This is a genomic window from Pseudomonas rhizozeae (genome assembly GCF_031583775.1).
Lineage (GTDB): Bacteria > Pseudomonadota > Gammaproteobacteria > Pseudomonadales > Pseudomonadaceae > Aquipseudomonas.
This window is the reverse complement of the sequence record NZ_JAVLSB010000045.1, coordinates 35,320-60,100: the sequence shown is the minus strand read 5'-3', so window position 1 is coordinate 60,100 and position 24,781 is coordinate 35,320. Positions and strand designations below refer to the sequence as shown.

The following is a 24,781-nucleotide window of genomic DNA, read 5'->3' as shown; positions in this document are numbered from 1 at the left end:
GTTTCAGTTCAGTGATGAGTGCAGCGCAGCTTGTACGGCTGCGGACAGATGCAATAAGCGCCGGTCACGCCCTCGGTGACCGGTGAGGCACAAGCCAATGGGTTCCCCGGTGTTGATCGGCACACTGATGCTGGGTGCATCGATCCGGTTGGCCACTTCTGTGAGGCGAAATGCCAGGCGATTGGTGCGGTAATACTCGGCGTCGATGTGCAGTTCCGCCAGGGTCGGCGGCAGGATCGGCACCGTGGGTAGCAGCAACGCTTCGAAAGGTTCAAGGCGTTGATGGAAGTCCCGCGCATAGCGGCTCAAGGTCTGTTGGGCGTTGAAATAGGCGCTGGCCTTGACCTGATCGCCAAGGGCAATCCGCGGCCCGACCCGCGGGTCGTACAACGGCGCGCGGCTTTGCAGATACGCGCGGTGCCAGGCGAAGGCTTCGGCGATGATGATGCCGCCCTCGACGGCCACTTCGCCGTAGTGCGCGAGCTCCGGCCAATCCACCTCGACCAGTTGCGCGCCCTGGCGTTGCAAGGTGTCGAGGGCGGCATGAAATGCCCCGGTGACCGCCGCATCGGCGTATTCGAGGGCAAAGCGCTCCGGTACCAGGAAGCGTCGGCCCCGCAGATCAAGGGCGGCAGTGGGCGTCACCTCTTGCGGCAACAATGCCTGATCGACCCGCAACAGCATCTCGACATCCCGCGCAATAAACCCCGGCACATCGAATGACGGCGAAAGGAAAATCATCCCGCCGTCGCTGTAGCGCCCGCGGCTGGGTTTGAATCCGCTGACGCCGCAAAACGCGGCGGGAATCCGCACCGAACCGCTGGTGTCGCTGCCCAACGCCAGGTCCGCCAGCCCCAACGCCACGGCCACCGCGCCGCCGGACGTCGAGCCGCCGGCAATCCGCTGCCCGGCGGGGTCAAGCGGGGTCACCGGGGTGCCGAAATGCGGGTTGATGCCCAAGGCCCCGAATGCAAACTCGGTCATGTTGGTTTGCGCCGTGACCACCGCGCCGCAGCGGCTAAGCGCGGCCACCAGCGGCGCGTCGGCGCTGGCCAGCGGCTGATCGTCGAGCACCCGGGAACCGGCGGTCGTGCGCCAGCCGCGCACATCGAAACAGGCTTTGACCGCCACGCTCAGGCCAGTAAGCGGCGCAACCACCGACCCCGCCAATTGGTCCCAGGCCTGCGCCTGAACCTGCGCCTCGGCCGCGCGCTGCTGCAGAATCGCCACGCCCTGCCCGGCGCGATAACGGTCGATGCGCTGGCCCTGCTCGGCAATATGTTCGCTGAATGACATGCCCTTTCCTCGTTGGCTAACGCTCAGTGATGTCGCCGGGATCAACTCAAATGCACCGCGCGCAGGAACGCCCGGGTGCGATCGTTCTGCGGCGCGTCGAGCAGCGCCGCGGGCGCGCCCTGCTCCAGTATTTTTCCGTTTTCCATAAAGCAGATGCGGTCGGCGATGGCCCGCGCCACACCGATCTGGTGCGTGACTACGACAATGGTCAGGTCGCGCTCATCGGCCAGCACCCGCATCACCTCCAGCACCTCGCCAACCCGCTCGGGGTCAAGGGCCGAGGTGGCTTCGTCGAACAACATGATTTTCGGTTCCAGTGCCATGGCCCGCGCAATCGCCACCCGCTGTTGCTGCCCGCCGGACAGCGTGGCGGGATACTGGTCGAGCTTATCGCCCAGGCCCACTTGCTCCAGCAGCGCACGGCCGCGCGCTTCGGCATCCCGGCGCGACAGGCCCAGGACCAGATGCGGCGCGGTGGCGACATTGCCCAGCGCCGTCAGGTTGGGGAACAGGTTGAAATTCTGGAACACCATGCCGACCAGGCTGCGCATGCGGTGCAGATGCTTGCGACTCGGCACGATCAGGTTCTTGCCCGCCGACGCGTGCCACAACGGCTCACCGTTGAGTGACACCTTGCCGTTATCGATACCGTCCAGCGCCATGATGATGCGTAACAGCGTGGACTTGCCCGAGCCACTGGGGCCGATGATCGCCACCTTGTCGCCACGGTTCAGGGTAAAGCTGAAATCATCCAGCACCACGGTGTCGCCGAAGCGTTTACTGACCTTGTCGAAGGCAATCATTTCGCTCATTGGTAGCGACCTTTTATCCAGTTGCGCAGCAGCCAGACCACCAGCGCCGCGACTCCACTCATGAACAGATACGCCAATGCGGCGAGGGTAATGGGCTCTACGTAACGGAAGCTCTGCGCACCGACGTCGTTGGCGGCGAACATCAGTTCCGGCACCGACACGGCGGCCAGGATCGGCGTGTCCTTGAGCATGGTGATAAAGGTGTTGCCGAGCGCCGGGGTCAACGGCAGAACCATCTGCGGCAACATCAGGTAGCGATAAGCGTGGTACCGGGAGAACCGCAGGCTGTGCGCCGCGTCCCATTGCCCGGCCGGCAGGTTGTCGAGCACTGCGCGGTAGGCTTCGGCGACGTATGCGCCGTGATAGAGACCCAGGGCAACCACGCCGGTGGTCACGGGTTCAAGCACGATGCCCCAGCCCGGCAACACGAAAAACAGGAAGTACACCTGAATCAGCAACGGCGTCGAACGCAGCAACTCCATCAGCCACCGCCCGGTAAGCGCCAGCCACCAGCGTTTGGAGCGCTGCAACCCCGCCAGCACCGCGCCCACCAGCAGCGCCACAAAAAATCCGCCGATGGCCGCGATAAAGGCTACCCCCGCGCCGCGTGCCAGCGCCGGGCTGATCTGCGCCGCGAACGACCATGAGAAGTCCAGTGTCATCGGTCACTCCCCAGCCGCCGGCCGCGGGACAGCAAACGCTCAAGCTTGCGCATCGACGACGACACCAGCAACGAAATCAGCAGGTACATCACCAGCGTCACCAGCAACACGGCGCCGGACTGATAGGTTTTGGAAATGATCGATTTGGCCTGGAACGCCAGGTCGGGAATGGTGATCAGCGACACCAGCGACGTAGCTTTGATCAGCTCGATCAGCAAGTTATTGAACAGCGGCATCATCATGATCATGGCTTCGGGCAGCACCACCACTCGCAGGGTCTGGGCGCGACCGAGGTTCAACGCGGCGGCGGCATCCAGTTGCCCCTGGGGCACGGCGTCGATGCACATGCGCACCACTTCCGCACCGTAAGCGCTGAAGCACAGGCCCAGACCGATGACTCCACACTCGAACGGCGTCAGATCGATGCCCAGGTACGGCAGCACATAGAACAGCCAGAACAACTGCGCCAAGGCCGACGTGCCACGAAAAAATTCCACGTACAGCGTGGCCGGCACGTTCAACCAACGCGAGCGTGACGACCGGGCGATACCGGCGATAAACGCCAGCACCAGGGCCAGCAGCGCCGACACCACGGCCAGGCGTACGGTCCACCAGAGTCCGGAGAGAAATTCGAATCGATACGCCCACACCACTTCCATTGGCACGTTCCTGTTCAAACAGGGCGCCTGGTCCGGCGCCCGTGTGCTGGGTCAACCGGCGCAGAGGCTCGACAGTTTCAGATCGCCGTTGGGAATGTCTTCAGCCGAGAACCCGTAAGGTTCGCCGATGCGCGCAGCTTCGCCGGACCGCAAGATCTCGATCAGATGCTTGTTGAAGGCATCGACGAACGCCTGGTCTTCGCGGCGGAAGGCGAAGCTGCCAACGCCGACCGCAGGTTTGCCGTCGATCACGGCCTGGGCGAAAGGCAGCGCCCGTTCGAGGGCTGGATCGTTGGCGGTTTTCAGTGTGGCAGCGACCGTCACCGCGGTGTTGAGGAACACATCGATGCGCCCGGTTTTCACCGCCGCGAACAGTGATGCCACGTCTGGCAGCGTCACCAATTGCTCCGGTTTGACGCCGGCTGCCAGTGCGTGATCGGCGATGGGGCCGCCGCCGGTGAGATAACCGACCTTCAGGGTCGGGTCTTTGGCGATGTCGGTGTAGCTATGGATACCTTTGGGATTGCCGGCGCGCACCACGATGCCGTCGTTGACGATATGCGTCGGTTCGGCAAACGCCACCAGTTTGCAGCGGTCGGGGCGGATATACAGGTCGGAGGCGATCACATCAAAACGGTTGGCCTGCAAGCCCGGAATCAAGGCACCGAACTGAGTCGGTACGCCTTTGAGTTCGCTTTTGCCAAACTTGGCCAGCACGGCTCTGAGCAAGTCCGCCTCGTAGCCGATCAACTGCTCATTCGGACCACTGACAATGAAGGGCTCCTGCTCGGCAAACCCGACCCGCACGGTTTTACCGGCCTTCACCGAATCCAGCAGACCTTCTGCGTGGACCACCGAGGCAGCGGACAGCATTAACGACACACCTAGCAGCATTGAGCGCAACATGAGCAATTCCCCAAAGTTCCTGAACGGTGAGGAAAAATTAGCATACGCTTACCCATACGCTTAATACCAAAAACTTATGAACGTATGCTTTTATTTTCAGGCAAGTCTTCGTCAGTCCGTGTTTTTGCGCTCCGATGATGCATTTTAGCGGTTAATAGAATTGCCAGATGCTCAGAACAGCCATACACTTCACGAATAACCATACACTTCCCGGTAATTCCTGATGTCATCGGCCCCGCGCAGCCCGTCCTCCACACAGACACTCTGGCAAGCCTGGCTGGACCCTTCGGCCACTTATAAGTACCAAGGCATTTACAACGCGATCGCCGCCGATATTGCCAACGGCCGCCTGCAACCCGGCGACCCCTTGCCGCCACAGCGCGTCTTGGCCGCGCGGCTGGGGGTCGACTTGACCACTGTCACCAAGGCCTACGGCCTGGCGCGGGCCGAAGGCTTGATCGAGACCCGCAGCGGCAGCGGCACGTGCGTCGCCGGCGTGCGGGAAACCGGCAGCGCTGCCGGGGCTCAGCCAGACGTGCTCGACCTGAGTAAAAACAGCCCACCGCGCCCCGACGGGCAAAACATCAATACGCTGATCGCCCAGGAAATCAGCCGTGCCTTCGCCGGCCCCGGTTATGTGTCGAGCTTTAATTACCAGGAGACCGGCGGCAATTTGCGCAATCGTCTGGCGGGCGCCGCCTGGCTGGGCACGCGCCTGGAACAGGTCGAGGTCGAGCAGTTGATCCTGACGTCTGGCGCGCAAAGTGCGCTGTTCGCCATTTGCCATTTGCTCAGCCGCCAATCGAAACAACTGGCCGTCGGGCAGTTCTGCTATCCGGGGATTCACACCATCGCCCGGCAACTGGATTTGCAACTGATCCCCATCGCCATGGACGCGGATGGCTTGATCCCCGAGCATTTCGAACGCGCCTGCCAGCAACACAGCCTGTGCGCGCTGTACGTGGTGCCGAATATCGACAACCCCACCACCGCCACGCTGCCGCTGGCGCGGCGCCAACGGCTGGCGCACATTGCCCGCGAATATGGCGTGAGCCTGATCGAGGACGACCCGTATTACGAGATCGCCGCCACCACCCAAACCGCGCTCGCCGACCTCGCACCGGAACTGACCTGGCACATCGCAACCCTGTCCAAATGCGCCACCCCGGCCTTGCGCCTGGCGTACCTGGTCGCGCCCGATATCGACGGCGCCCAGCGAGCCGCCGCCACCATGCAGGCCATGACCATGATGGTCTCGCCGCTATTTGCCGAACTGGCGTCGCAATGGATTCACAACGGGCTACTGGCGAACATGACCCGCACCATTCGTGAGGAAAACAGCGCACGCCTGCAACTGGCGCAACAGGCATTCGAAGGCCTGGACTTCAGCGTGCCGGCACAAGGCTCACACATCTGGCTGCCACTGCCCGCCCCCTGGCAAGCGCTGGACTTCGCTCATCAAGCGGAACGCCAACACATCCGCCTGCTGCCCGCCTCCAGCTTCTCACCGATCCCCGGGCGGGAAACCCGCGAAGCGGTACGAATCTCACTCGGCGCCGCCGAAAACCGCTCGGTACTGCTGGAAGGCTTGCAGAAACTGCGCGGAATATTGGATCAACCGCAGTCGTTTTATCACGCGATGGTGTGAGCGGCATGTTGCAGCAGTCGCTGCGAAAAATCAGCGCCCACAAAAAAGGCCTCCACTGGAGGCCTTTTCAGGTACCTGATCAACAGGATTTGTATGGTGCCCGAAGCCGGAATCGAACCGGCACGCCCTTACGAGCGGGGGATTTTAAGTCCCATGCGTCTACCAGTTTCGCCATTCGGGCGGTAGCGCGGTGTAGCGGTCGGCGGCGCATGCTGTGATATCCAGATGTCGATGACCCGCGCAACAGAGGTGGGGAATATATACACCCACCCCTCTCGAAGCAAGGTCATAGACGGGTTTTTCACCACTAAATCTTGCGAGGGCCTACGGACAAAAGGTCGGTAAATCAGCAAGCTACGGATTAATTCTAGAACGGCTCGTGACCCGCATCTGCTCCACGACCAAGAGCAGCCATTGCAAACATGCGAAGCAAGCGCCCACATTTGCGCAAGCAATAAAAAACCCCGCAGATCATTGATCTACGGGGTTTGATAATGGAGGCCGAGGTCGGAATCGAACCGGCGTAGGTGGATTTGCAATCCACTGCATAACCATTTTGCTACTCGGCCTCAAACATCCGATGCCCAACCTGCGACATCCAATGCGTACAAACCCGGAACATGGACTAGAACTCGATTCCTGTTCTATCCCATTGAAAACATTGAACTTTTTCAGCGCTCAGTGCTTTCGATGGCGTGAATTATGTACTGATTTACGGGCAGTGGCAACCCCTTGATTTCAAAAAAAATAATCCACGGCGCGGCAAATGCCGCCCGCCGCGCAGGCATTATGGGCCACGGCCACTGACAAACAGAGTGCCACGTGAGCGCAGATCAAGCGAGTCAGCATTTTTTGTCCTTTGACCCTTTGTCCGCGAGCCGCCTACAACAGCAGCGTCTTGTCTTTTCCTGGAGTCCATTCCATGGCTGTCGAAAAATCCGGCTTGCACACCAGCCTCGCGATCACGCTGGCGCTGTGTTGCGGCTTCTCTGTCGCGACTGTTTACTACAACCAGACCATGTTGCCACTGATGGGGCTGACATTTGGCGTGTCCGCCGCGCACGTCGGGCAGATCGCGATGCTCACACAGTTGGGTTACGCGCTGGGCTTGCTGTTGTTCGTGCCGCTGGGTGACCGGGTCACGCGCCGCTCGCTGGTGCTTGGCATGCTCAGCTTGAATTTCTGCAGCCTGATCGCCTCGGCGTCGGCGCCCAGTTATGAATGGCTGCTGTTGGCCAGCGTGGTGCTGGGCCTGTCGGCGGTCAGTGCGCAGATCATCATCCCGGCCGCCACTGCCTTGGCATTGCCCGAACAACGGGGCAGCACGTTGGGGATGATGGTCAGCGGTCTGTCGGCCGGAGGTTTGCTGGCGCGGGCGGTCAGTGGCGGCATCAGCACCTGGCTCGGCTGGCGCGGGATGTTTCTGGCCGCAGCAGGGCTCAATGTACTGCTGTTTATCGCCATCGCGTTGCGGATGCCGGCGACCAAGCCGTCGAGCAATCTGCCGTACCTCGAGTTGATGCGCTCGATGTGGGCCCTGGTGCGCGATCACCCTACCCTGCGCCGTTCTTCGCTGACTGGCGGGCTGCTGTTCGGCGCCTTGAATGTGTTCTGGGGTTCGATGGCTTCGCTCTTGGCGCAGTCGCCCTACGGATACTCCAGCGGCCAGGCCGGACTGTTCGGGTTGTCGGCGATTGTCGGGATTGTCGCGGCATCGTCCCTGGGCCGCCTGGCCCAGCATTACGGCCTGCGCCTCAGCTATCTGGGCAGCGGCGCGGTGTTGCTGACGTTCATCGCGCTGTATTTTTGCGGCGCGCTGGGCGCTTGGTGGCTGATCCTGATGTGCGCCACAGCGCTGGATATCGGCAACCGCGCCAACCAACTGGCGAATCAGGCGCGGATTCTGGCGCTCGCGCCTGAGGCCGTCAGCCGCTTGAACACGGTGTTCATGGTGACCTATTTCACCGGCGGCGCCTTGGGTTCCGCGTTGGGCGCCAGCGCCGCAGCCTTATATGGGTGGCCGGGGCTGGCGGCGGTTGGCGGAATGTTTGCGGTAGCGGGCCTGCTGTCGATTGGCCGTGGCCGTGCTCTCTGAAACCCATAAAAAAGGCGCGGATCTCTCCGCGCCTTTTTGTGCCGCCGCCCGCTTCAGCGCAACGGCTGACCGAGGGTTTCCGGCATTCGCAGGTAGACCACGGCGCTGATCGCACTGATCACTGCCAGGTAGATCCAGAATAAGCCGCCATAACCCCAGCCCGACATCGCCGCCATCAGGTACGGCGCGGTACCGCCGAACAGGGTCACCGACAAGGCATAGGGCAAGGCGATCCCGGTGACCCGCACTTCAGCCGGGAACTGCTCGGCCATGGTCACCGCCGACGCTGCGCCGAAGCCGCACATGATGACCATCGACACGGTCTGGATCAGCGTCACTTGCCACAGGCTGATGCCCACGTGCAGCAGACCGAAGCTCGGCCAAGCCCAGAGAATCGAGGCGATGGCGAAGGCAATCAGCACCGGACGCCGCCCTACTTTGTCCGCCAGTTTGCCGGCGAACGGCATCAGCAGCAGCGACACACCCACCGAAATCACCCCGGCGAGCAAGGTGTCGCGGATCGACATGCCAGTGATCAAGTGCACCTGGTTCGGGTAGCTGACCATCCACACATAGTTGAGCAGGTTGCCGGCCATAGCGATGCCGATCACCCGCAGCGCATCGCGGCGGTGGCTGAACAGCAGCTCACGAATCGGGCGTTTCTTGGTACTGCTGGCGACACGGGATTTGAAGATTTCCGTTTCGCGCACCGACAGGCGAATCCACAGGGTAATCAGGCCCATCAGCGCGGCGATCACGAACGCCACGCGCCAGCCCCAGTCGTACAGCGCGGTATCGCTGCCCATTGAGGCCAAAGCAAAGCCGAGCAGGAACGAAACCAGGGTCCCGGCGTTGATCGCGAACCATTGCCACGACCCGGCGAACGCCCGGCGATGCGGCGGTGCTGACTCGATCAGGAACGCTGAGGCCGAGCCAAACTCGCCGCCTGCGGAAAAGCCCTGAACCAGTCGCGCCAGCACCAGAATGATCGGCGCGGCGATGCCGATGCTTTCGTAGTTGGGGCAAATGCCGATTACCAGCGATGCCACAGACATCAACAGGATCGACAAGGTCAGGCCTTTTTTGCGGCCGTATCGGTCTGCCAGTTGCCCCAGCACCGCGCCGCCGATGGGGCGCATGATGAAGCCGACGGCGAAGACCGCGAGCACCGACAACAGCGCGGTCAGGCTGTCGCCCGCTGGGAAGAATTGCTTGGCGAGGATCGAGGAAAAGGTCGCGTAGATCACCCAGTCGGTGTACTCGACGATGGTGCCCAGGGTCGCGGCGACGATGGCTTTGCGCTCGGCACCGGTGAGTTTGCGGCCGTTGATTGCAGGCGTTGGAATGGCAGTGGCGTTTGGCGACGCGTCGCCCTCCACCGTGTGGTAGTTGCTCATGATACGGCTCCCGTAGGCGCTATTATTATTGACCTTTAGACGCGGCCTCAGACGTGTTACGGGAGTCAATATCCTGCGTCGAGGATGTTCCGTGAAGCGAGTTTTTCAGGGCACTCGATTGATTAAATATCAATGGATAGCCCCCAACCTTTCCGCAGGATAGCCAGGGTTGCGTGAGTTTTCCTCAAGGCCTCAGGCTCTAAAAGTCAGTTGAACATCCCACCATGGGCGCGGGTAAATACCGAGAACCACGGTTATTACAACAAGATTGTTTTGAGGAGAACCCTGCCATGTTCAACCAGGTCAACAGCTTCATCGACGGGCGCGACACACCGCCACTGGGCGCGCAGTACGTCGACAAGATAGACCCGCGCACCGGCGCCAAACTCAGCGAAGTCGCCAACAGCGAAGCGGCGGATGTGGCGATCGCCATCGACTCCGCCGCCGCAGCGCTGCAAGCCTGGCGTGATACGCGACCAGCCGATCGTGGGCGCATTCTCAATGATTTCGGTCGGCTGATTCGCAGCAGCGAAAGCACCCTCGGCGCCCTCGAACGCGCCGACACCGGCAAGCCTGGCCGGGAAATGGCCGCGCTGATGGACCTGACGGCGCAGTACTTCGAATTCTACGGTGGCATCGTCAATGTCATGGACGGCGAAGTCATCAACCAGGGCCCGAACTACCACGTCTATACCCGCCGTGATCCGTTCGGGGTGATCGGCGTAATCCTGCCGTGGAACGCCCCGCTGCACCAGGCTGCGCGAGCCATCGCCCCGGCCCTGGCGACCGGCAACACGGTGGTGGCCAAGCCGTCGGAACACACCTCGGCATCGCTGGTGGAACTGGCGCGGCTGGCGGTCGAGGCCGGGGTGCCGGCCGGCGTATTCAACGTGATCGTCGGCAAGGGCAGCGTGATCGGCCCGGCCATGGCGCATAACCCGCACATCCGCAAGATTTCCTTCACCGGTGGCCTGCGCGCCGGCCAGGAACTGGGCCACATCGCCGCTGAACGCATTCTGCCGCTGACCCTGGAACTGGGCGGCAAGTCCGCCAACATTGTGTTCGACGACGCCGACCTCGACGCCGCCGCCAAGGGTTCGACCACCGCGTTCACCTGGAACAGCGGCCAATGGTGCGCGGCCGGCACGCGCTTGCTGGTGCAGGAGAACATCTACGAACGCTTCCTCGACAAACTGGTGGGCGAAGTCGCCAAGCTGAAAGTCGGACCACAGGATGACTCCACCTCCGGGCCGATCACCACGCAGGCGCAGTTCGAGAAGATCCAGAGCTACTTCGATATCGCCGCCCGCGAAGGCTTGAAGCCGGCGATTGGCGGCAAGGTCAAGAACGTGCCGGGGCATGAGAACGGCTGGTACATCGAACCGACTGTGTACGCGAACGTGACCAATGACATGACCCTCGCCCAAGAAGAAATCTTCGGCCCGATCGTGTGCGTGATCCCGTTCAAGGACGAAGCCGATGCCTTGCGCATCGCCAATGACAGTGAGTTCGGCCTCGGTGCCGGAATCTGGAGCCAGAACATCGGCCGCGTCCACCGCGTCGCCGCCGGCCTTGAAGCCGGGCGGATCGTAGTCAACGAATACAGCGGTGGTTTTGTGCAAACCCCGTGCGGCGGGTTCAAGCAGAGTGGGTATGGGCGGGAACAAGGTGTGGATGCGTTGTCGCACTACACCCAGTTGAAATCGGTGATCATCCGGTTGTGATTTGAGGTGCGTGGGAGCTTGTTTGCTCGCGAAGGCGTCTGGTCAGTCGACAGCTTGTCGACTGGTCTGGCCTCTTCGCGGGCAAGCCCGCTCCCACAGTGGTTTGAGGGGGGTCAGGAAAATTGAGGTTGTACCTAGGACTTGTGGGAGCGAGCCTGCTCGCGAAGGCGGTTTGTCAGTCAACATCGTTTTTGACTGGTCTGGCCTCTTCGCGAGCGGGCTCGCTCCCATGGGATGTTGTGGTGTCTGGCCTCACCAGAACGCTAACGCATAAGTCACGATCAAGCGGTTCTCATCGATATCGCTGGAAAAATTGCTCCGGGCGCTGGCGTTTTTCCATTTGAGGCCGAGGTTTTTCAGAGGGCCGCTCTGGATGACGTAGGCCAGTTCCGAGTCCCGTTCCCACTCCTTGCCTTGATCACTGCGCCCGCGCACGGTGACGTTGTCGCCGGACAGGTAGCGGGTCATGAAGGTCAGGCCGGGGATTCCGAGTGCGGCGAAGTTGTAGTCGTAGCGTGCTTGCCAGGAGCGTTCGTCCTGGTTGCCGAAGTCATTGATCTGCACCAGGTTGACCAGGTAACCATCGGTGCCATTGAGATTGGCAAAACCGGTGTCGCCGCTCATGCGCTGGTAGCCGAGGCCGAGGGTGTGGCCGCTGGCGTTGTAGCTGAACATCGCGCCCAGTGCCGAGTTGTCGACGTTGCTGCTGCCCTCGTCGAGGCTGCGGGCCCAGCGTAGGTCAGAGTTGATGGTGTGACCTTCGGCAGGCACCCACTTGTGATTCAGCGTCAGGTAATGCTGCCGATAAATCCCCTCCAACTCGCCATAGTGGTAAGCCGTGCTCAGTGCCGGCGTCCAGCGGTAGGTGGCGCCGGCAAAATCGAAACGGTCGCTGGTGGCGTGGCGGCCGAGGCGGATGTTGCGCGCCACGCCGTTATAGACGCTCATGTCTTCGTTGTCGGAGGAGTTGCGCAGATTGGTCTGGTCCAGCCGCCCAAGGTCCAACGACAGTTGATCGATGTCGGCGCTGTTGAGCCAGGCACCGCGAAAGGTCTGCGGCAAAAGTCGCGAATCGTTGTACAGCACCACCGGCATTTTCGGCAGCAAGGTGCCGACCTTCAACGTACTGCGGGCCAGGCGCATTTTGCCGGTGAGGCCGAGTTCGCCGTAGCTGTCCTCGGCGCGACCACCCGGCCCGCGCGCGGTGTTGAGCAACCCGGTGCCGGTGCGGTCCGGCGCCGAGTCAAGTTTGACGCCGACCAGTGCCGACGCATCCAGGCCGAAGCCGATCAGCCCTTCGGTGTAGCCGGATTCGGCGCGCAGGATAAACCCCTGCGCCCACTCCTCAGCCTTGCTCTGGGGGACACCGGACTGGCGGAAATCACGATTGAAATAATAGTTGCGCAGGTCCAGCGTGCTTTTGCTGTCCTTTAGAAAGTCGGCATGCGCGGGCGTCAGTGCAGCGCTGGCGGTGCCACAGATCACCAGGCGCGCGGCCAGCGTGAGCCGTGCGCGGGGCTTGGCGGAAAAGATGTTCATCGAGGGTCTTTCTCTTATTGTTGTAAGGATCGTCGCGTGCCCAGAGGAACCGTGACGGGCCGATCCTGAAAGCCTGGCGGGCACCCGACAATCGAGAAAAACAGTTCGCGCGCTTGAGTTTTTATCAACTGGGGTTAGGCTCAGCTTTAGTACACTTCCGCCCCGCCGTCCTTCCGATAAAAACTAGAGAAATCCCATGGATCGCCTGCCGCCCCTGAATGCCATCCGCGCATTCGAAGCCGTCGCCCGGCATTTGAGCATCACCCACGCCGCTGACGAGTTGAGCGTGACCCCCGGCGCGGTCAGCCGGCAGATCCGCACGCTGGAAGAATTCCTCAAGCTCGAACTGTTCGTTCGCGGCCATCGGCAAATCACCTTGACCGCCGCCGGCGAGCAGTATTTCCGCGCCGTCGCCCGGGTAGTCGAAGACCTGCGCGGGGCGACCAAGAAACTCATGTCGCCGCCCCTGCGCCGGCAGCTCAAAGTGCGCGCCTATACCACCTTCGCCATGCAATGGCTGATCCCGCGCCTGGCCAGTTTCCATGCGCAAAACCCGAAGATTGAAGTGCTGCTGACCGCCTCCCTCGAACCGGTGGACTTTTACAAGGAAGACATCGACGCAGCAATTCGCCTGGGCTCCGGCGAGTGGCCGAACTGCAATTGTGATGTGCTCAGCGACAACCTGCTGGCCCCGGTTTGCAGCCCGTCATTGCTGCAACACGGTCCTGGCCTGGAAACCCCCGCCAACATTGCCGACTACACCATGCTGCACTCCATCGCCCGCCTCGAAGACTGGCGCTATTGGCTGGAAGCCTGCGACGTCAGCCGCGAGGTCGACGCCCACGCTGGCATGACCTACCAGAGTTCGTCGATGGTTTACGCGGCGGCGGTCGGCGGCCAGGGCATCGCCATGGCGCAGCTGTTCCTGGTGCGCAAGGAGCTGCAGGACGGCAGCCTGATCCAGCCGTTCGAGCAAGTGGTGGACATGGGTGCCTACACCTACTACCTGCTGACTCCCAAGCACCGGCAGGAAAGCGACGATCTGCGAATCTTCCGCGAATGGATTCTGGAGCAGGCGCAGATCACCCGCCAGTTGGGTTGAGCTTTCCTCAACGCGATCTGCCATAAAACTGCTTTGTCCGGCTTTCACCGGGGTGACTAGCATGGGTCTCGAACAATAAACACGAGACCTTCACTATGACCACTTCCCCTGCGGCTGGCGACACCATCGGTTTTATCGGCCTCGGCGCCATGGGCCAGAAAATGGCCGGGCACCTGCTTGATCACGGCTTCAATCTGGCCCTGTCCGACCCCAATCCCGAGGCCCTGGCGCCGCTGCGTGAGCGCGGCGCGCAGGTCTATGCCACGCCGCGAGAGGTCGCCGATCACGCGGCCATTGTGCTGGTGTGCGTGCCGACCCCGGCGATTGTCGAGCAAGTGGTGCTCGGCGCCGATGGCGTGATCCATGGCCAGCAGGTGAAGATTCTGGTCGACCACTCCACCACCGGCCCGAGCCTCGCCCGGCAACTGCACCGCGAGTTGGAAGAACGCGGCATCGACGCCCTCGACGCACCGCTGGCCGGTGGCGCCGCCGGAGCGCAGGCCGGCACGTTGTCGGTGATGGTTGGCGGCGAGAAACGCGCCTTCGAACGTTGCCTACCGGCCTTTCGGGCGTTCGGCAAAACTGTCGAACATTTGGGCAGCGAGCCCGGCCTCGGCCAGACCCTGAAACTGGTCAACAACATGATCGTCGCCTCCACCCTCGTCGCCAGCAGCGAAGCGATGTTGTTCGGGGTCAAGGCCGGGCTCGACCCACGGCAGATGATCGACATGCTCAACGTCAGCACCGCGCGCAGCTTCACCAGCGAGCACATCCTCGCCGGCACGGTGATGCGCCGTGAGTTCGATTTCGGTTTTCGCCTCGACCTGATGCGCAAGGACGTGCGGCTGTTCCTCGCGGAAGCCGAAAACAGCGGCGTGCCGGCGTTCACCAGCGCGGTGGTCAAACAGTTCTTCGACCAGGCACTGAGCGAGGGCGACCCGGCGCGGGACATGTCCCACGTGGTGCAAGTGCTGGAGCAACTGGCCGGCGTCAATCTGCAAGGTTAAGCGGCTCGGCGAGCGTTTCCGGTCTCGGCCGGGAACGCAGGCTTACACCCGATGATTTGATTTTTTCTCAAGCCAACCGGGTTTTTATATCGTTTGTCGGACCCGGCGCCCTGCCCGACCATGACCTCCAGCGCTTGCTTGCGAGCCCATAACAACAGGAGGTCACCATGAGTCTTTCCACGCCCGTCTGGGCCGCCACCACACCGCCGAGCCTGCTCGCCTCACGCCACGCGAACAGCGGCGAGATCTTCTTCCCGAGCGTTACCGACCAGTCGCCATTGAGCGCGCAATTCGTCGACACCCACCTCGATGTCGAGGGCCGGGTCTACAGCTTCACCATCATGCACCCGAGCCCGAAAAGCGGCCTGCCGCCCTTCGTCCTGGCCTATGTCGACCTGCCCGGCCCGGTGCGTCTGTTCGGTCGCTTGCGCAACAGCCCTGGCCGTCCGGTCATCGGCGAAAAATGCCGGGTGGTCGCCGACGACACCTACGGCTACGTATTTGAATCCCTGGAGGCACAAGCATGAGCCAGATGCATGTAATGGGCGGCGCGATGACCGTGTTCGGTCGTCATCCAGGGGTGATGGCGCCGGAACTGGCGCAACGGGCGATCCTCGACGCAGTGGCCGATGCCGGCCTGCAACTGGCGGACATTCAAGCGGTGTACTGCGCCAACGTGCTGGGCGGAATGATCCTTGGCCAGGTGATCCTGCGTGACCTGGGCTTGCAAGGCATCCCGGTCTACAACATCGAAAACGCCTGTGCCAGCGGCGCGACTGCCGTGCACCTGGCCAAGCACGCGCTGCTGGCCCAGCAATACGAACGAGTGCTGGTGTTCGGCATCGAGCAACTGACCGCCCTCGGCGGCGGCACCATCCCGATGCAGCGCAACGACCGCATGACCGACCTGTACGCCACGGCCGGCATGGTTTTGCCGGCGGTGTATGCCATGCGCGGCACCCGCTTCATCCACGAGCGCGGCGCCAAGCCTGAAGACCTCGCCGCCGTCGCGGTGAAAAACCGTCATCACGGCTCGCTCAACCCGTTTGCCCAGCAACGCAGCGAAGTCACCCTCGACGAGGTGCTGAACTCGCGGATGATTGCCGACCCACTGACCCTGCTGCAGTGCTGCCCGTCCCAGGTCGACGGCGCCGCTGCGCTGGTGCTCGGGACCAAACCGGGGCCCCACGCCAAGGACGTCAAAGTGCTGGGTTCGATCATCGTGTCCGGCCTGCGTGAACACGGCGACGACAACATCCTCGACGCCGAAATCACCGCCCGTGCCGCGCGCCTGGCTTATGAGCAGGCCGGTGTGGCGCCGGCCGACCTAGGCGTGGTCGAGCTGCACGACGCCTTCACCATCGCCGAACTGCTCTACTACGAAGCCCTCGGCCTGGCGGCACCGGGTGAAGCCGTGGCGCTGCTGCACTCCGGCGCCACCGCGCTGGGTGGCCGCGTACCGGTGAATCCGAGCGGCGGTTTGCTGGCCAAGGGGCACCCTTTGGGCGCCACCGGCGTCGCGCAAATGGTCGAATTGATGTGGCAACTGCAAGGTCGCGCCGGCGATCGCCAGGCCGGCACGCCGTTGCTCGGCCTGGCGCAATGCACCGGCGGCGGCATCGCCGGGGTCGACCACGCGGCGTCCGCCGTGCACATCCTGGGAGTCTGAATATGAGCCATTCAACCTTCGCCGCCGGCCAAGTGGCCGTGATCACTGGCGCCGCCCGGGGCATCGGCCTGGGCATCGCCCGGCGCCTGGCTGCGCACAACGTCTTCGTCTACCTGCTGGACCGCGATGAACAAGCTTTGAACGCCAGCGTGGATGCGCTGCGCAGTGAGGAGCTGCCGGTCGCCGGCATCGCTCTCGACCTGACCGAAGGTGCGGCGGTCAACGCCGCGTTCGAGCAGATTCGTGAAGAACAGGGGCGCCTGGATTTCCTGGTCAACAACGCCGGCGTGGTCCGCGACAAACGCTTCCTCAACATGAGCGAAGCCGACTGGGACCTGGTGGTCGACACCAACCTGCGGGCGCAATTTCTCTGCTGCAAGGGCGCGATCCCGCTGATGCTGGAGCAAGGCTTCGGGCGCATCGTCAACATGTCCTCGCGGGCCTGGCTCGGCGGTTTTGGCCAGGCCAACTACTCGGCGGCCAAGGGCGGCGTGGTCAGCCTGACCCGCAGCCTGGCAATCGAATTTGCAGCCAAGGGCATTACGGTCAACGCCATTGCCCCAGGGATTGTCGACACGCCGCTGTTCCAGAGTTTCGCCAGTGACGTGCAGGACAAGCTGAAAAACACCGTGCCGGTGAAACGCATCGGCACCCCGGACGACATCGCCAACGCCGTGGAGTTTTTCCTCGCCCCGGCCAGCAGCTATGTCACCGGGCAAACCCTGTATGTCTGTGGCGGACGCAGTCTGTCATCGGCCAGTGTCTGAGGGTCGCGCCATGTCAGTTTCCCTGGAAATCCGTGACGCAGTCGCACTGATCACCCTTGATCGGCCGCAGGCGCTGAATGCGCTGGACCTCGAATCCCTGCAAGTGTTGCGCAAGCATCTGGTCGAGGTGCGGGACAACCCGCAAGTGCGGGTGGCGGTGATCACCGGCAGCGGCGAGCGGGCATTTTGCGTCGGTGCCGACTTAAAGAGCACCCGCGCGTCTTCAGCGTCTTACGCCGAGGCGTTGTTTCTCGCCAGCGAGCCGGCGGCGGACGCTGGTTTGTACATCCGCCTGATGGACCTCAGCGACATCGGCCTGCACAAACCGCTGATCGCCGCGATCAACGGCCACTGCCTGGGCGGTGGCCTGGAACTGGCGTTGCAGTGCGAACTGCGCCTGGCCAGCGACAACGCCAGCTTCGGCCTGCCGGAAGCGGCGGTCGGCTCGATCCCGGCGGTCAGCGGTTTGCATCGCCTGATGCGCGCCGTGCCGTCGGCCCACGCGCTGCAAATGGCCCTGACCGCCAGTCGCATCGACGCCGCCCACGCCGAGCGTATCGGCTTGATCAGCGAGCGCCTCGGCGACCGCCAGGCCTTGCTCGACCGCGCGCTGGAACTGGCGCAGTCGATTGCCCGCCAGGCGCCGTTGGCGATCCAGGCCTTGCAGACCTTGTCGCGCAGCACCGCGCACCTGAGCGATGCCGACGCCCAGCGCCTGACCGAACTGTACTGGGGCGCGCTGCGCGATACCGAGGATCGGATCGAAGGGCGCCAGGCGTTCGCGGAAAAACGTGCACCGCACTACAAGGGCCGCTAAGCGCCCGAGGATAGACGATGCAATCGCACTTTTTGACTGTCTACGGCCGGGCTGCCCGGCGCGGAGGCCATGATGTTACGTAAGGCACTGGACGGCCTGACCGTCCTCGATTTCACCCAGATCGCCGCCGGCCCCACCGCGACTATGTTGATGGCCGACATGGGTGCACGGGTGATCAAGGTCGAACCCCATGAAGGCGAACTCGGGCGCACCCTCGGCCCGGCCTGGGTCGGCGACGACAGCGCGCTCTACCACGGTTTCAACCGCGGCAAGCAAGGGATCAGCCTCGACCTCAAACACCCGGACAGCGTTGCCGTCGTCCGACGCCTGGTGTTGCAGGCCGATGTGCTGGTGGAAAGCATGCGACCGGGAGTCATGGCCCGGTTGGGCCTGGGTTACGAAGCGTTGTCGGCGCTGAAACCGGACCTGATCTATTGCTCGATTTCCGCCTACGGTCAGCAAGGGCCTTACGCTGATCGCGCCGGAGTCGACGGGATTTTGCAAGCCGATTCCGGGTTGATGAGCCTGATCGGCACGCCGGGCGCGGCGCCGTCCAAGGTCCAGGCGCCGGTGGTGGATGTGGTCACCGGTTACATGGCGTGCATGGCGGTGCTGGCCAAACTGCACGCGCGTACCCGCGATGGCCAGGGCGGCCACCTCGACGTGAGCCTGATGAACTCGGCGCTTTCGTTGCAACAGGCGTCGCTCAGCAGTTACCTGTGCGACGGCAAATTGCCGACGCGCATCGGCAGCGCGGCGCCCTACTCGGCCCCCAACGAAGCCTTCGAAGCGGCGGATGGCTGGCTGATGGTGGCGGCCTACAACGGCAATCGCTGGGCGGTGCTGTGCGGTGTGCTCGGCCATCCGGAATGGATCGACGATCCGCGCTTCGTCAGTTCGGCACAACGGGTGGTGAATCGCACGGCGATGGTCGAGGCCTTGACCGAAGTGTTCCGCACACAACCGGTGAGCCATTGGCTGAAGGTGTTGTACGACGCTGACATTCTGTGCTCGAAAGTCGCCGACTACAGCGACCTGCTGCGCCACCCGCAGATCGCCGATAACGGCATGCTGGTGCAACTCAGCGATCCTCGCCACGGCGCCGTGCGGGTACCGGGTTTCCCGGTGAACAGCCGCGAAGCCGCGCAGACGCCCTACGCACCGGCGCCGGCCAAGGGAGAGCATTCACGGTCGGTGCTGCGGGATTTCGCCTTTTCCGACGTCGAGATCGAGGCGCTGTTGGCGAAGGACGCCCTGCGCTGCCCGGCCTAGGCATTCGCCAGGCACAAAAAATCCCGCCCAGGGTCACTTGGGCGGGATTTTTTGTTGACGGTTTAGGCGACCGGGATCGACGGATCACCGGCTGCAAAGGCCGCGGTGCGATCAGCCGCTGGTGGGTAAATCCATACAGTGTTGATTTGGGTCTTGAGGTTTTTGCCCTCTTCCTTCACCAGTTTGACCTGACGGTCCCAACCTTCGGTGTACACCGCGCCCCAGCCGCCGAGGTCCAGGCAGGTCACGTATTTCGGCTGGCTGTACGGTCTTGGCTCGACGCCAAGGATCTGCGCCGCGACGTTGTTCCCCGCGTGCCGGCCCAGAGAGATGGCGTGCTGGCAGGTCATCAACGCGTAGTTACCGATGTCATCACTGGCGGCATAAGCCACGTCGCCGGTGGCGAAGATGTCGTCCTGGCCGATCACTTTCATGCTGCTGTCGACGTGCAAACGGCCTTGGCGATCACGCTCGGCGGGAATTTGCTCGGTCAGCGAGCTGGCCTGTACACCGGTGGTCCAGATCACGGTGCTGGCATCGATGCGCTGGCCATTGTCGAGGGTCACGCCTTTGGCGTCGACGCTGCTGACCGAGGCTTTCAGTTGCCAGGTCACGCCCAGTTGCTGGCTGGCTTCAACGATTTTTTCAGCGATCGCTTCACCCATGGAGCCGCCAATCTTGTCGCCGCGATCGACCACGATCACATTGACCTTGGCGTTCTCGCCGAAGATGGCCCGCAGGCGCTTGGGCATTTCGGTCGCGGTTTCGATACCGGTGAAGCCGCCACCGGCGACGATTACGGTGTTGCGGCTCTTGCTTTCGGGCTGACTGGCCAGACCCTTGAGGTGGTTTTCCAGGCGCATGGCGTTTTCAATCTGGTCAACGTCGAAGGCAAATTCCTTGACGCCGGGAGTGCCCGAAGTGGCGAGGCGGCTGCCGGTGGCCAGAACGAGTTTGTCGTAGCTGATCACCTGTTGCGCGCCACTGGCGTCGGTGTAGCCGACCTGTTTGGCCTGCACATTGATCTCGTTGGCCGCGCCTTTCAGGAACTTCACGCCGACCGCATCGAACAGCTCACCCAGCGGCGCCGCCAGGGTGTGCGCATCGGGCTCATAGAAGCGTGGACGCACGCGCAATTCCGCCTGAGGCGCCAAAACCGTCACTTCGGCGTCGGTGTGGCCATGAATGTCGAACAAGCGCATTGCGCTGATTGCGGTCCACATGCCACCAAAACCTGCGCCAATAACCAGAATGTGCTGTTTCATGTCGAGCTCCGAGGAAAGATCCAGTGATAAATATTGTTGTCAGGGGGCGCGCCACAGGTAGTGGTATTTTGAAGAAGCGGAGAGCGCTGCCAACCCGGTAACTACGACTATATTGATCGCCGCAAACCAGTACAACACATGTTTTTCATTGGTTGGTATCGATGACTTTGATACCTGGAGGCGAAGAACTGCGCTAGCCAGCCGCGGGCTTATGGCCTGCAGGTCTTAAGCACGGCGTTTTTAGGGTTTTCCTGAGCAACAGACTCAACGGACAACCGCGTTGCCAGCCTTGGCGATCACGGCTAAACTGACGACTGATTTAGTCGGAGATTGTTATGGCTCTTTATAGCGCCGGCGTGGAATACGGAATTCATTGCCTGGTCTTTCTGGTAGGCGACTGCGCCGAAAGCCGCGAAGCCAGCGTGCGCGACCTCGCGGAGCTGCAAGGTGTGCCCCTGGATTACCTAGCGAAAATTTTCACCAAACTGGCCAAGGCGAAAATCGTCGTCGCCACCGAAGGCGTGCGTGGCGGTTTCCGTCTGGGGCGCCCGGCGGATGAAATCACTCTGCTCGACATCGTCTGCGCCATCGACGGCCACAAGCAGATCTTCGACTGCCGCGAAATCCGTGGCCGCTGCGCCTTGTTCGAGGGCGACGCGCCAGACTGGGCACTGGCCGGCCACTGCGCGATCCACGGCGCCATGATGGTCGCGCAAAAACGCATGGAAGAAGCCCTCTCCCAAACGACCATTCTCGACATTGGCCGCAAACTGGGGCGCAAGGCGCCGGCGGGGTTTTCCGGGCAAGTCGATGGTTGGTTGAATGAGCGTCGTGAGCGCAAGGCCAGTGCGGCGGTAATCGATGATGATCAGATGATTCCGCTGAGCCCGGTCACCAGCTGAACCGCATCCACGGCTCAGCCGGATTAACCGTTAGATCTGCGCAATCCCGCCATCAGCGCTCAAATCGATGCCGGTGATAAAACCGCTCTCCTGGGAGACGAGGAACAGTACGGCGATTGCCAGTGCTTGATGACTCAGGCCTCCTCCACCGCCAGCTCGGCCAGGCACTGTTCCAGAATATCCAGGCCTTCGTCGAGTATCGCCGGCTCAGTGGTCAGTGGCGCCAACAGGCGAATGATGTGCCGTGCCTTGCCGCTGGGCATCAGCAACAGGCCGCGGTCGCGGGCGGCTTGCAGCACTTGGGCCAGTTGCGCGGTGGCGGGTTTGCCGTGCGGGGTCAGCAGCTCGATGCCGCGCATGGCGCCGACGCCGGTCAGGCGCCCGAGATAGGGCGTCAGGCCTTCAGACTTCCAGCGGGCGTAACGGGTTTCCAGGGCGTTGGCCTGTTGCTCGCCCCAGGCCGAGAGGTTGGCGTCGCTCATGGCGTCGAGGGTCGCCAGGCCAGCGGCGCAGGCGATCGGGTTGCCGGAATACGTGCCGCCGAGGCCGCCCTTGGGCAACGTGTCCATCAACGCCTGGCGCCCGACCACCGCGCCCAGCGGCACGCCGCCGGCGATGCTTTTGCCGAGCAGCAGCAAATCCGGTTCGATGCCCAGGCGGCTGAAGGCGAAACGTTGCCCGGTACGGCCAAAACCGGACTGGATTTCGTCGATGATCAGCAGGATGCCTTTGTCATCACAGAGCTTGCGCAAGGCTTGGGCAAATTCGACATCCAGCGCCAGGAAACCCGCCTCGCCCTGCACCGGCTCGATGATGAAACAGGCCACTTCGTCGATATCGATTTCAACGCTGAACAAGCGGTCCATGGCTTTCAACGCTTCGGCGGTGGTGACACCGTTGTCCGCGCTCGGGTATGGCAAGTGGTAGACCGGGCCCGGGAGCACGCCGACTTTCTGTTTGTACGGCGCGACTTTGCCATTGAGGTTGAGGGTGGCCAGGGTGCGTCCGTGGAAAGCACCGTCGAAAGCGATCACCGCGCTTTTACCGGTGTGGCCGCGGACGATTTTCAAGGCGTTTTCCGCGGCTTCCGCGCCGCTGTTGGTGAGCATGCCGCTGACCGGGAACGACACCGGAATGAACGCAGCCAGGCGCTCGATGAATTGCTGGTAAGGCAAGTGTGGCGCGGCGTTAAAGGCGTAATGGGTTAAGCGTTGAGCCTGCTCGCAAATCGCCGCCACCACCGGCGGGTAGCAGTGGCCGAGGTTGAGCACGCCGATGCCGCCAACAAAGTCGATGTAACGCCGGCCGTTCACGTCCCAGACTTCAGCGTTCTTGCCATGGCTGAGGCTGATCGGGTGCACCACGGAAATGGACGCGCTGATAGAAGAATGGGCCATGCTCGATGATCCTGCGGACAGTGGGAATGGCGCCTATATAAGCGATGATCACGGGTGACCTACAAGCGAAATAAAGGCGCCGGGTTATTCCACAAATTCCCGAAGTCTGTGCGGTGGGATGGCTAGCTTTAATCCCTGTGGGCGCGAACCTGCTCGCGAATGCAGTCTGCCTCGCAGCAACGATGTTGGGCGTTATGGCCCTTTCGCGAGCAGGCTCGCTCCCACAAGGTTTAGTGGTGCATGTGGTCAGCCGGATCACTGTGGTTAAATGCCCGCCTTTGCACACCGCCGGTCCCGCTCGATGAATTCTGAAGCTCTCGTCACCCTGCACCACTTCCTGCTGCCAGCCCTGGCCGCCGCGCCTGCCGAAACCCGTCGTCTGTTCCATGGTCGCGGCCGTTGCTGGCCGGGTCTGGAACAACTGACGGTGGACTGGTTGCAGGGCGTGGTGCTGGTGTCGCTGTTCAAAGAGCCGGAGCCAGCTCAGCTCGAGGCGTTGAAGGCCCTGCTGATGGCGCTGACCAGCACCGAGCAATGGACCGCCAGCGGCGCTCATACTTTGCTGCTGCAGCATCGTTACCTGCCGCAGAGCACTACCGAATGGTTGCTGGGCGAAGTGGTCGACGGCTGGACCCTGACCGAAGAAGGCTTGCGCTACGAGATCGATCTGGGGCAGAAACAGAACACCGGCCTGTTCCTCGACATGCGCTACGGGCGCAACTGGGTGCGGGCCAACGCCGCGGGCAAACGGGTGCTGAACCTGTTCGCCTACACCTGCGGCTTCTCCGTGGCGGCAATGGCCGGTGGCGCCAGCGGCGTGGTCAACCTCGACATGTCCCGTGCCGCCCTCAGCCGTGGTCGTGACAACCACCGGTTGAATGGCCATGACTTGAGCAAGGTCAGCTTTCTCGGCCACGACCTGTTCAAGTCCTGGAGCAAGGTCAAGAGCGGCGGCCCCTACGATCTGGTGATCATCGACCCGCCATCCTTCCAGAAAGGCAGCTTCCTGCTGACCAAGGACTACCCCCGCGTCCTGCGCCGCCTGCCGGAATTGCTGACCGCGCACGGCATTGTACTGGCGTGCATGAATGATCCGTCCATTGGCTCGGATTTCCTGATCGACGGCATCTTGCGTGAAGCCCCGAGCCTGCACTTCGAACAACGGCTGGAGAATCCGCCAGAGTTTCCGGATGTGGATGTCGAGAGCGGCCTGAAGGCGTTGGTATTCCGTCAGAACTAACGCAATCCCCTGTGGCGAGCAAGCTTGCTCGCGCTGGGGCGCGAAGCGGCCCTGAGTGCGGGTCTGCTGCGCAGCCCAGCGGGAGCAAGCTCCCTCGCCACAACAGCAGAAGCAAGAGCCACCGCGCACTGACTCCCTCACCACAAGGTTTTATCGCCAGTTTGTATCGCTCTGTGTACAAGCCCTCCCTCGATACACCCCGTCCTCAAAAGCCCCCACCCGCGACACATCACGGATACACCCTCCGGTTCAAATGCACCTGTCGATTGGCCAAGCCGATCAAAACTGCAAACTCACCGGAGTAACCCCTATGATCAAATTCAACAGCACCTCCCTGACCCTCGGCCTGATCCTCGCCGGCGGCATGGCCCTGGCCAACGTGGCGTCCGCGTCCACCCCAAGCAGTGCAAAAGCGTTCAGTTCCACCGAACTGGCCCAAGGCTACGCGCAGGCCAGCAGTGATTCGGCGCCGAAAGAAGCCGAAGGCAAATGCGGCGAAGGCAAGTGCGGCTCGGCCGGCGAGTAACCGCTGCGCCCTGGGGCACCGCGGTGCCCCTGCTCGCTTCACTCACCTCTTACCTGACACCGCTGGAACGACGGAGCAC

Annotated in this window: 22 protein-coding genes and 2 tRNA genes; 13 read left to right on the top strand and 11 right to left on the bottom strand. The window is 62.5% G+C overall.

The genetic code is table 11. The annotated features are described in order from the left end of the window. Positions 1–3: 3 nt before the first annotated feature. From RG836_RS14700 to ehuB, 5 genes are read right to left on the bottom strand one after another with little or no spacing between them, the layout of a single operon-like run. Positions 4–1,296 carry an amidase family protein gene (locus tag RG836_RS14700; RefSeq protein ID WP_310846685.1) on the bottom strand — a complete coding sequence of 431 codons (1,293 nt, stop codon included), beginning with the start codon at positions 1,294–1,296 and terminating at the stop codon, positions 4–6. A 41-nt stretch (positions 1,297–1,337) separates the two neighbouring features. Continuing rightward, positions 1,338–2,099, bottom strand: coding sequence for an amino acid ABC transporter ATP-binding protein (locus RG836_RS14695; RefSeq protein ID WP_409078088.1), 762 nt, complete (start codon positions 2,097–2,099; stop codon positions 1,338–1,340). Between the two features lie 5 nt (positions 2,100–2,104). Then, positions 2,105–2,770 (bottom strand): ectoine/hydroxyectoine ABC transporter permease subunit EhuD, encoded by a 666-nt coding sequence (gene ehuD / locus RG836_RS14690; RefSeq protein ID WP_310846679.1) that lies wholly within the window; start codon positions 2,768–2,770, stop codon positions 2,105–2,107. Further along, positions 2,767–3,429 (bottom strand): ectoine/hydroxyectoine ABC transporter permease subunit EhuC, encoded by a 663-nt coding sequence (ehuC, locus tag RG836_RS14685; RefSeq protein WP_310846676.1) that lies wholly within the window; start codon positions 3,427–3,429, stop codon positions 2,767–2,769. Before ehuC ends, ehuD begins: the two co-directional genes overlap by 4 nt. Before the next feature lie 51 nt (positions 3,430–3,480). Beyond that, positions 3,481–4,335 (bottom strand): ectoine/hydroxyectoine ABC transporter substrate-binding protein EhuB, encoded by an 855-nt coding sequence (ehuB, locus tag RG836_RS14680; RefSeq protein WP_310846673.1) that lies wholly within the window; start codon positions 4,333–4,335, stop codon positions 3,481–3,483. Positions 4,336–4,558: 223 nt separating this feature from the next. On the opposite strand from ehuB, the gene RG836_RS14675 reads away from it, so the two are divergent. Further along, complete coding sequence (locus RG836_RS14675) at positions 4,559–5,983, top strand: aminotransferase-like domain-containing protein (protein ID WP_310846670.1); 1,425 nt, start codon at positions 4,559–4,561, stop codon at positions 5,981–5,983. 94 nt (positions 5,984–6,077) lie between these two features. Here the strand turns inward: RG836_RS14675 and RG836_RS14670 are convergent. Both RG836_RS14670 and RG836_RS14665 read right to left on the bottom strand, forming a co-directional pair. Continuing rightward, positions 6,078–6,164, bottom strand: a tRNA-Leu gene (locus tag RG836_RS14670). 314 nt (positions 6,165–6,478) lie between these two features. Continuing rightward, a tRNA-Cys gene (locus RG836_RS14665) sits at positions 6,479–6,552 on the bottom strand. A 353-nt stretch (positions 6,553–6,905) separates the two neighbouring features. Between RG836_RS14665 and RG836_RS14660 the strand changes: the two genes are divergently transcribed. Then, a complete protein-coding gene (locus tag RG836_RS14660; RefSeq protein WP_310846667.1) occupies positions 6,906–8,078 on the top strand; it encodes an MFS transporter in 1,173 nt (390 codons plus the stop codon). A gap of 53 nt (positions 8,079–8,131) precedes the next feature. On the opposite strand, the gene RG836_RS14655 is transcribed toward RG836_RS14660, so the two are convergent. Further along, positions 8,132–9,475, bottom strand: coding sequence for an MFS transporter (locus RG836_RS14655; protein WP_310846664.1), 1,344 nt, complete (start codon positions 9,473–9,475; stop codon positions 8,132–8,134). A gap of 290 nt (positions 9,476–9,765) precedes the next feature. Here RG836_RS14655 and RG836_RS14650 point away from each other — a divergent pair, with 290 nt between their 5' ends. Continuing rightward, positions 9,766–11,199: an aldehyde dehydrogenase family protein gene (locus RG836_RS14650; RefSeq protein ID WP_310846661.1), complete on the top strand. Its 1,434-nt coding sequence runs from the start codon at positions 9,766–9,768 to the stop codon at positions 11,197–11,199. A gap of 252 nt (positions 11,200–11,451) precedes the next feature. Here RG836_RS14650 and RG836_RS14645 read toward each other — a convergent pair whose 3' ends face one another. Further along, positions 11,452–12,738 carry an OprD family porin gene (locus RG836_RS14645; protein WP_310846658.1) on the bottom strand — a complete coding sequence of 429 codons (1,287 nt, stop codon included), beginning with the start codon at positions 12,736–12,738 and terminating at the stop codon, positions 11,452–11,454. Positions 12,739–12,934: 196 nt separating this feature from the next. Here RG836_RS14645 and gcvA point away from each other — a divergent pair, with 196 nt between their 5' ends. The 7 genes from gcvA (at position 12,935) to RG836_RS14610 (ending at position 19,372) form a co-directional block, all read left to right on the top strand. Beyond that, a complete protein-coding gene (gene gcvA, locus RG836_RS14640) occupies positions 12,935–13,840 on the top strand; it encodes a transcriptional regulator GcvA (protein WP_310846655.1) in 906 nt (301 codons plus the stop codon). Positions 13,841–13,935: 95 nt separating this feature from the next. Beyond that, entirely contained in the window at positions 13,936–14,847 is a 912-nt protein-coding gene (locus tag RG836_RS14635) for an NAD(P)-dependent oxidoreductase (protein ID WP_310846652.1), read from the top strand. A 167-nt stretch (positions 14,848–15,014) separates the two neighbouring features. Next, complete coding sequence (locus tag RG836_RS14630; RefSeq protein WP_310846650.1) at positions 15,015–15,374, top strand: Zn-ribbon domain-containing OB-fold protein; 360 nt, start codon at positions 15,015–15,017, stop codon at positions 15,372–15,374. After that, a complete protein-coding gene (locus RG836_RS14625; protein WP_310846648.1) occupies positions 15,371–16,516 on the top strand; it encodes a thiolase family protein in 1,146 nt (381 codons plus the stop codon). Before RG836_RS14630 ends, RG836_RS14625 begins: the two co-directional genes overlap by 4 nt. Positions 16,517–16,518: 2 nt before the next feature. Then, a complete protein-coding gene (locus tag RG836_RS14620; protein ID WP_310846645.1) occupies positions 16,519–17,283 on the top strand; it encodes an SDR family NAD(P)-dependent oxidoreductase in 765 nt (254 codons plus the stop codon). A gap of 10 nt (positions 17,284–17,293) precedes the next feature. Beyond that, positions 17,294–18,100 carry an enoyl-CoA hydratase/isomerase family protein gene (locus RG836_RS14615; protein WP_310846642.1) on the top strand — a complete coding sequence of 269 codons (807 nt, stop codon included), beginning with the start codon at positions 17,294–17,296 and terminating at the stop codon, positions 18,098–18,100. A gap of 72 nt (positions 18,101–18,172) precedes the next feature. Next, the gene (locus RG836_RS14610) at positions 18,173–19,372 is read left to right on the top strand and encodes a CaiB/BaiF CoA transferase family protein (protein ID WP_310846639.1); all 1,200 of its coding nucleotides are present in this window, start codon (positions 18,173–18,175) and stop codon (positions 19,370–19,372) included. 62 nt (positions 19,373–19,434) lie between these two features. Here the strand turns inward: RG836_RS14610 and RG836_RS14605 are convergent, their stop codons facing one another. After that, positions 19,435–20,637: an NAD(P)/FAD-dependent oxidoreductase gene (locus RG836_RS14605; RefSeq protein WP_310846637.1), complete on the bottom strand. Its 1,203-nt coding sequence runs from the start codon at positions 20,635–20,637 to the stop codon at positions 19,435–19,437. 335 nt (positions 20,638–20,972) lie between these two features. On the opposite strand from RG836_RS14605, the gene RG836_RS14600 reads away from it, so the two are divergent. Continuing rightward, positions 20,973–21,539, top strand: a complete 567-nt coding sequence (locus RG836_RS14600; protein ID WP_310846635.1) for an RrF2 family transcriptional regulator — start codon at positions 20,973–20,975, stop codon at positions 21,537–21,539. A 134-nt stretch (positions 21,540–21,673) separates the two neighbouring features. On the opposite strand, the gene RG836_RS14595 is transcribed toward RG836_RS14600, so the two are convergent. After that, the gene (locus RG836_RS14595) at positions 21,674–22,936 is read right to left on the bottom strand and encodes a 2-aminoadipate transaminase (protein ID WP_310846633.1); all 1,263 of its coding nucleotides are present in this window, start codon (positions 22,934–22,936) and stop codon (positions 21,674–21,676) included. 301 nt (positions 22,937–23,237) lie between these two features. On the opposite strand from RG836_RS14595, the gene RG836_RS14590 reads away from it, so the two are divergent. Together RG836_RS14590 and RG836_RS14585 are read left to right on the top strand one after the other, a co-directional pair. Next, a complete protein-coding gene (locus RG836_RS14590; RefSeq protein ID WP_310846631.1) occupies positions 23,238–24,176 on the top strand; it encodes a class I SAM-dependent methyltransferase in 939 nt (312 codons plus the stop codon). Positions 24,177–24,486: 310 nt separating this feature from the next. Then, positions 24,487–24,702, top strand: a complete 216-nt coding sequence (locus tag RG836_RS14585) for an HvfA family oxazolone/thioamide-modified RiPP metallophore (RefSeq protein WP_310846628.1) — start codon at positions 24,487–24,489, stop codon at positions 24,700–24,702. Positions 24,703–24,781 lie beyond the last annotated feature (79 nt).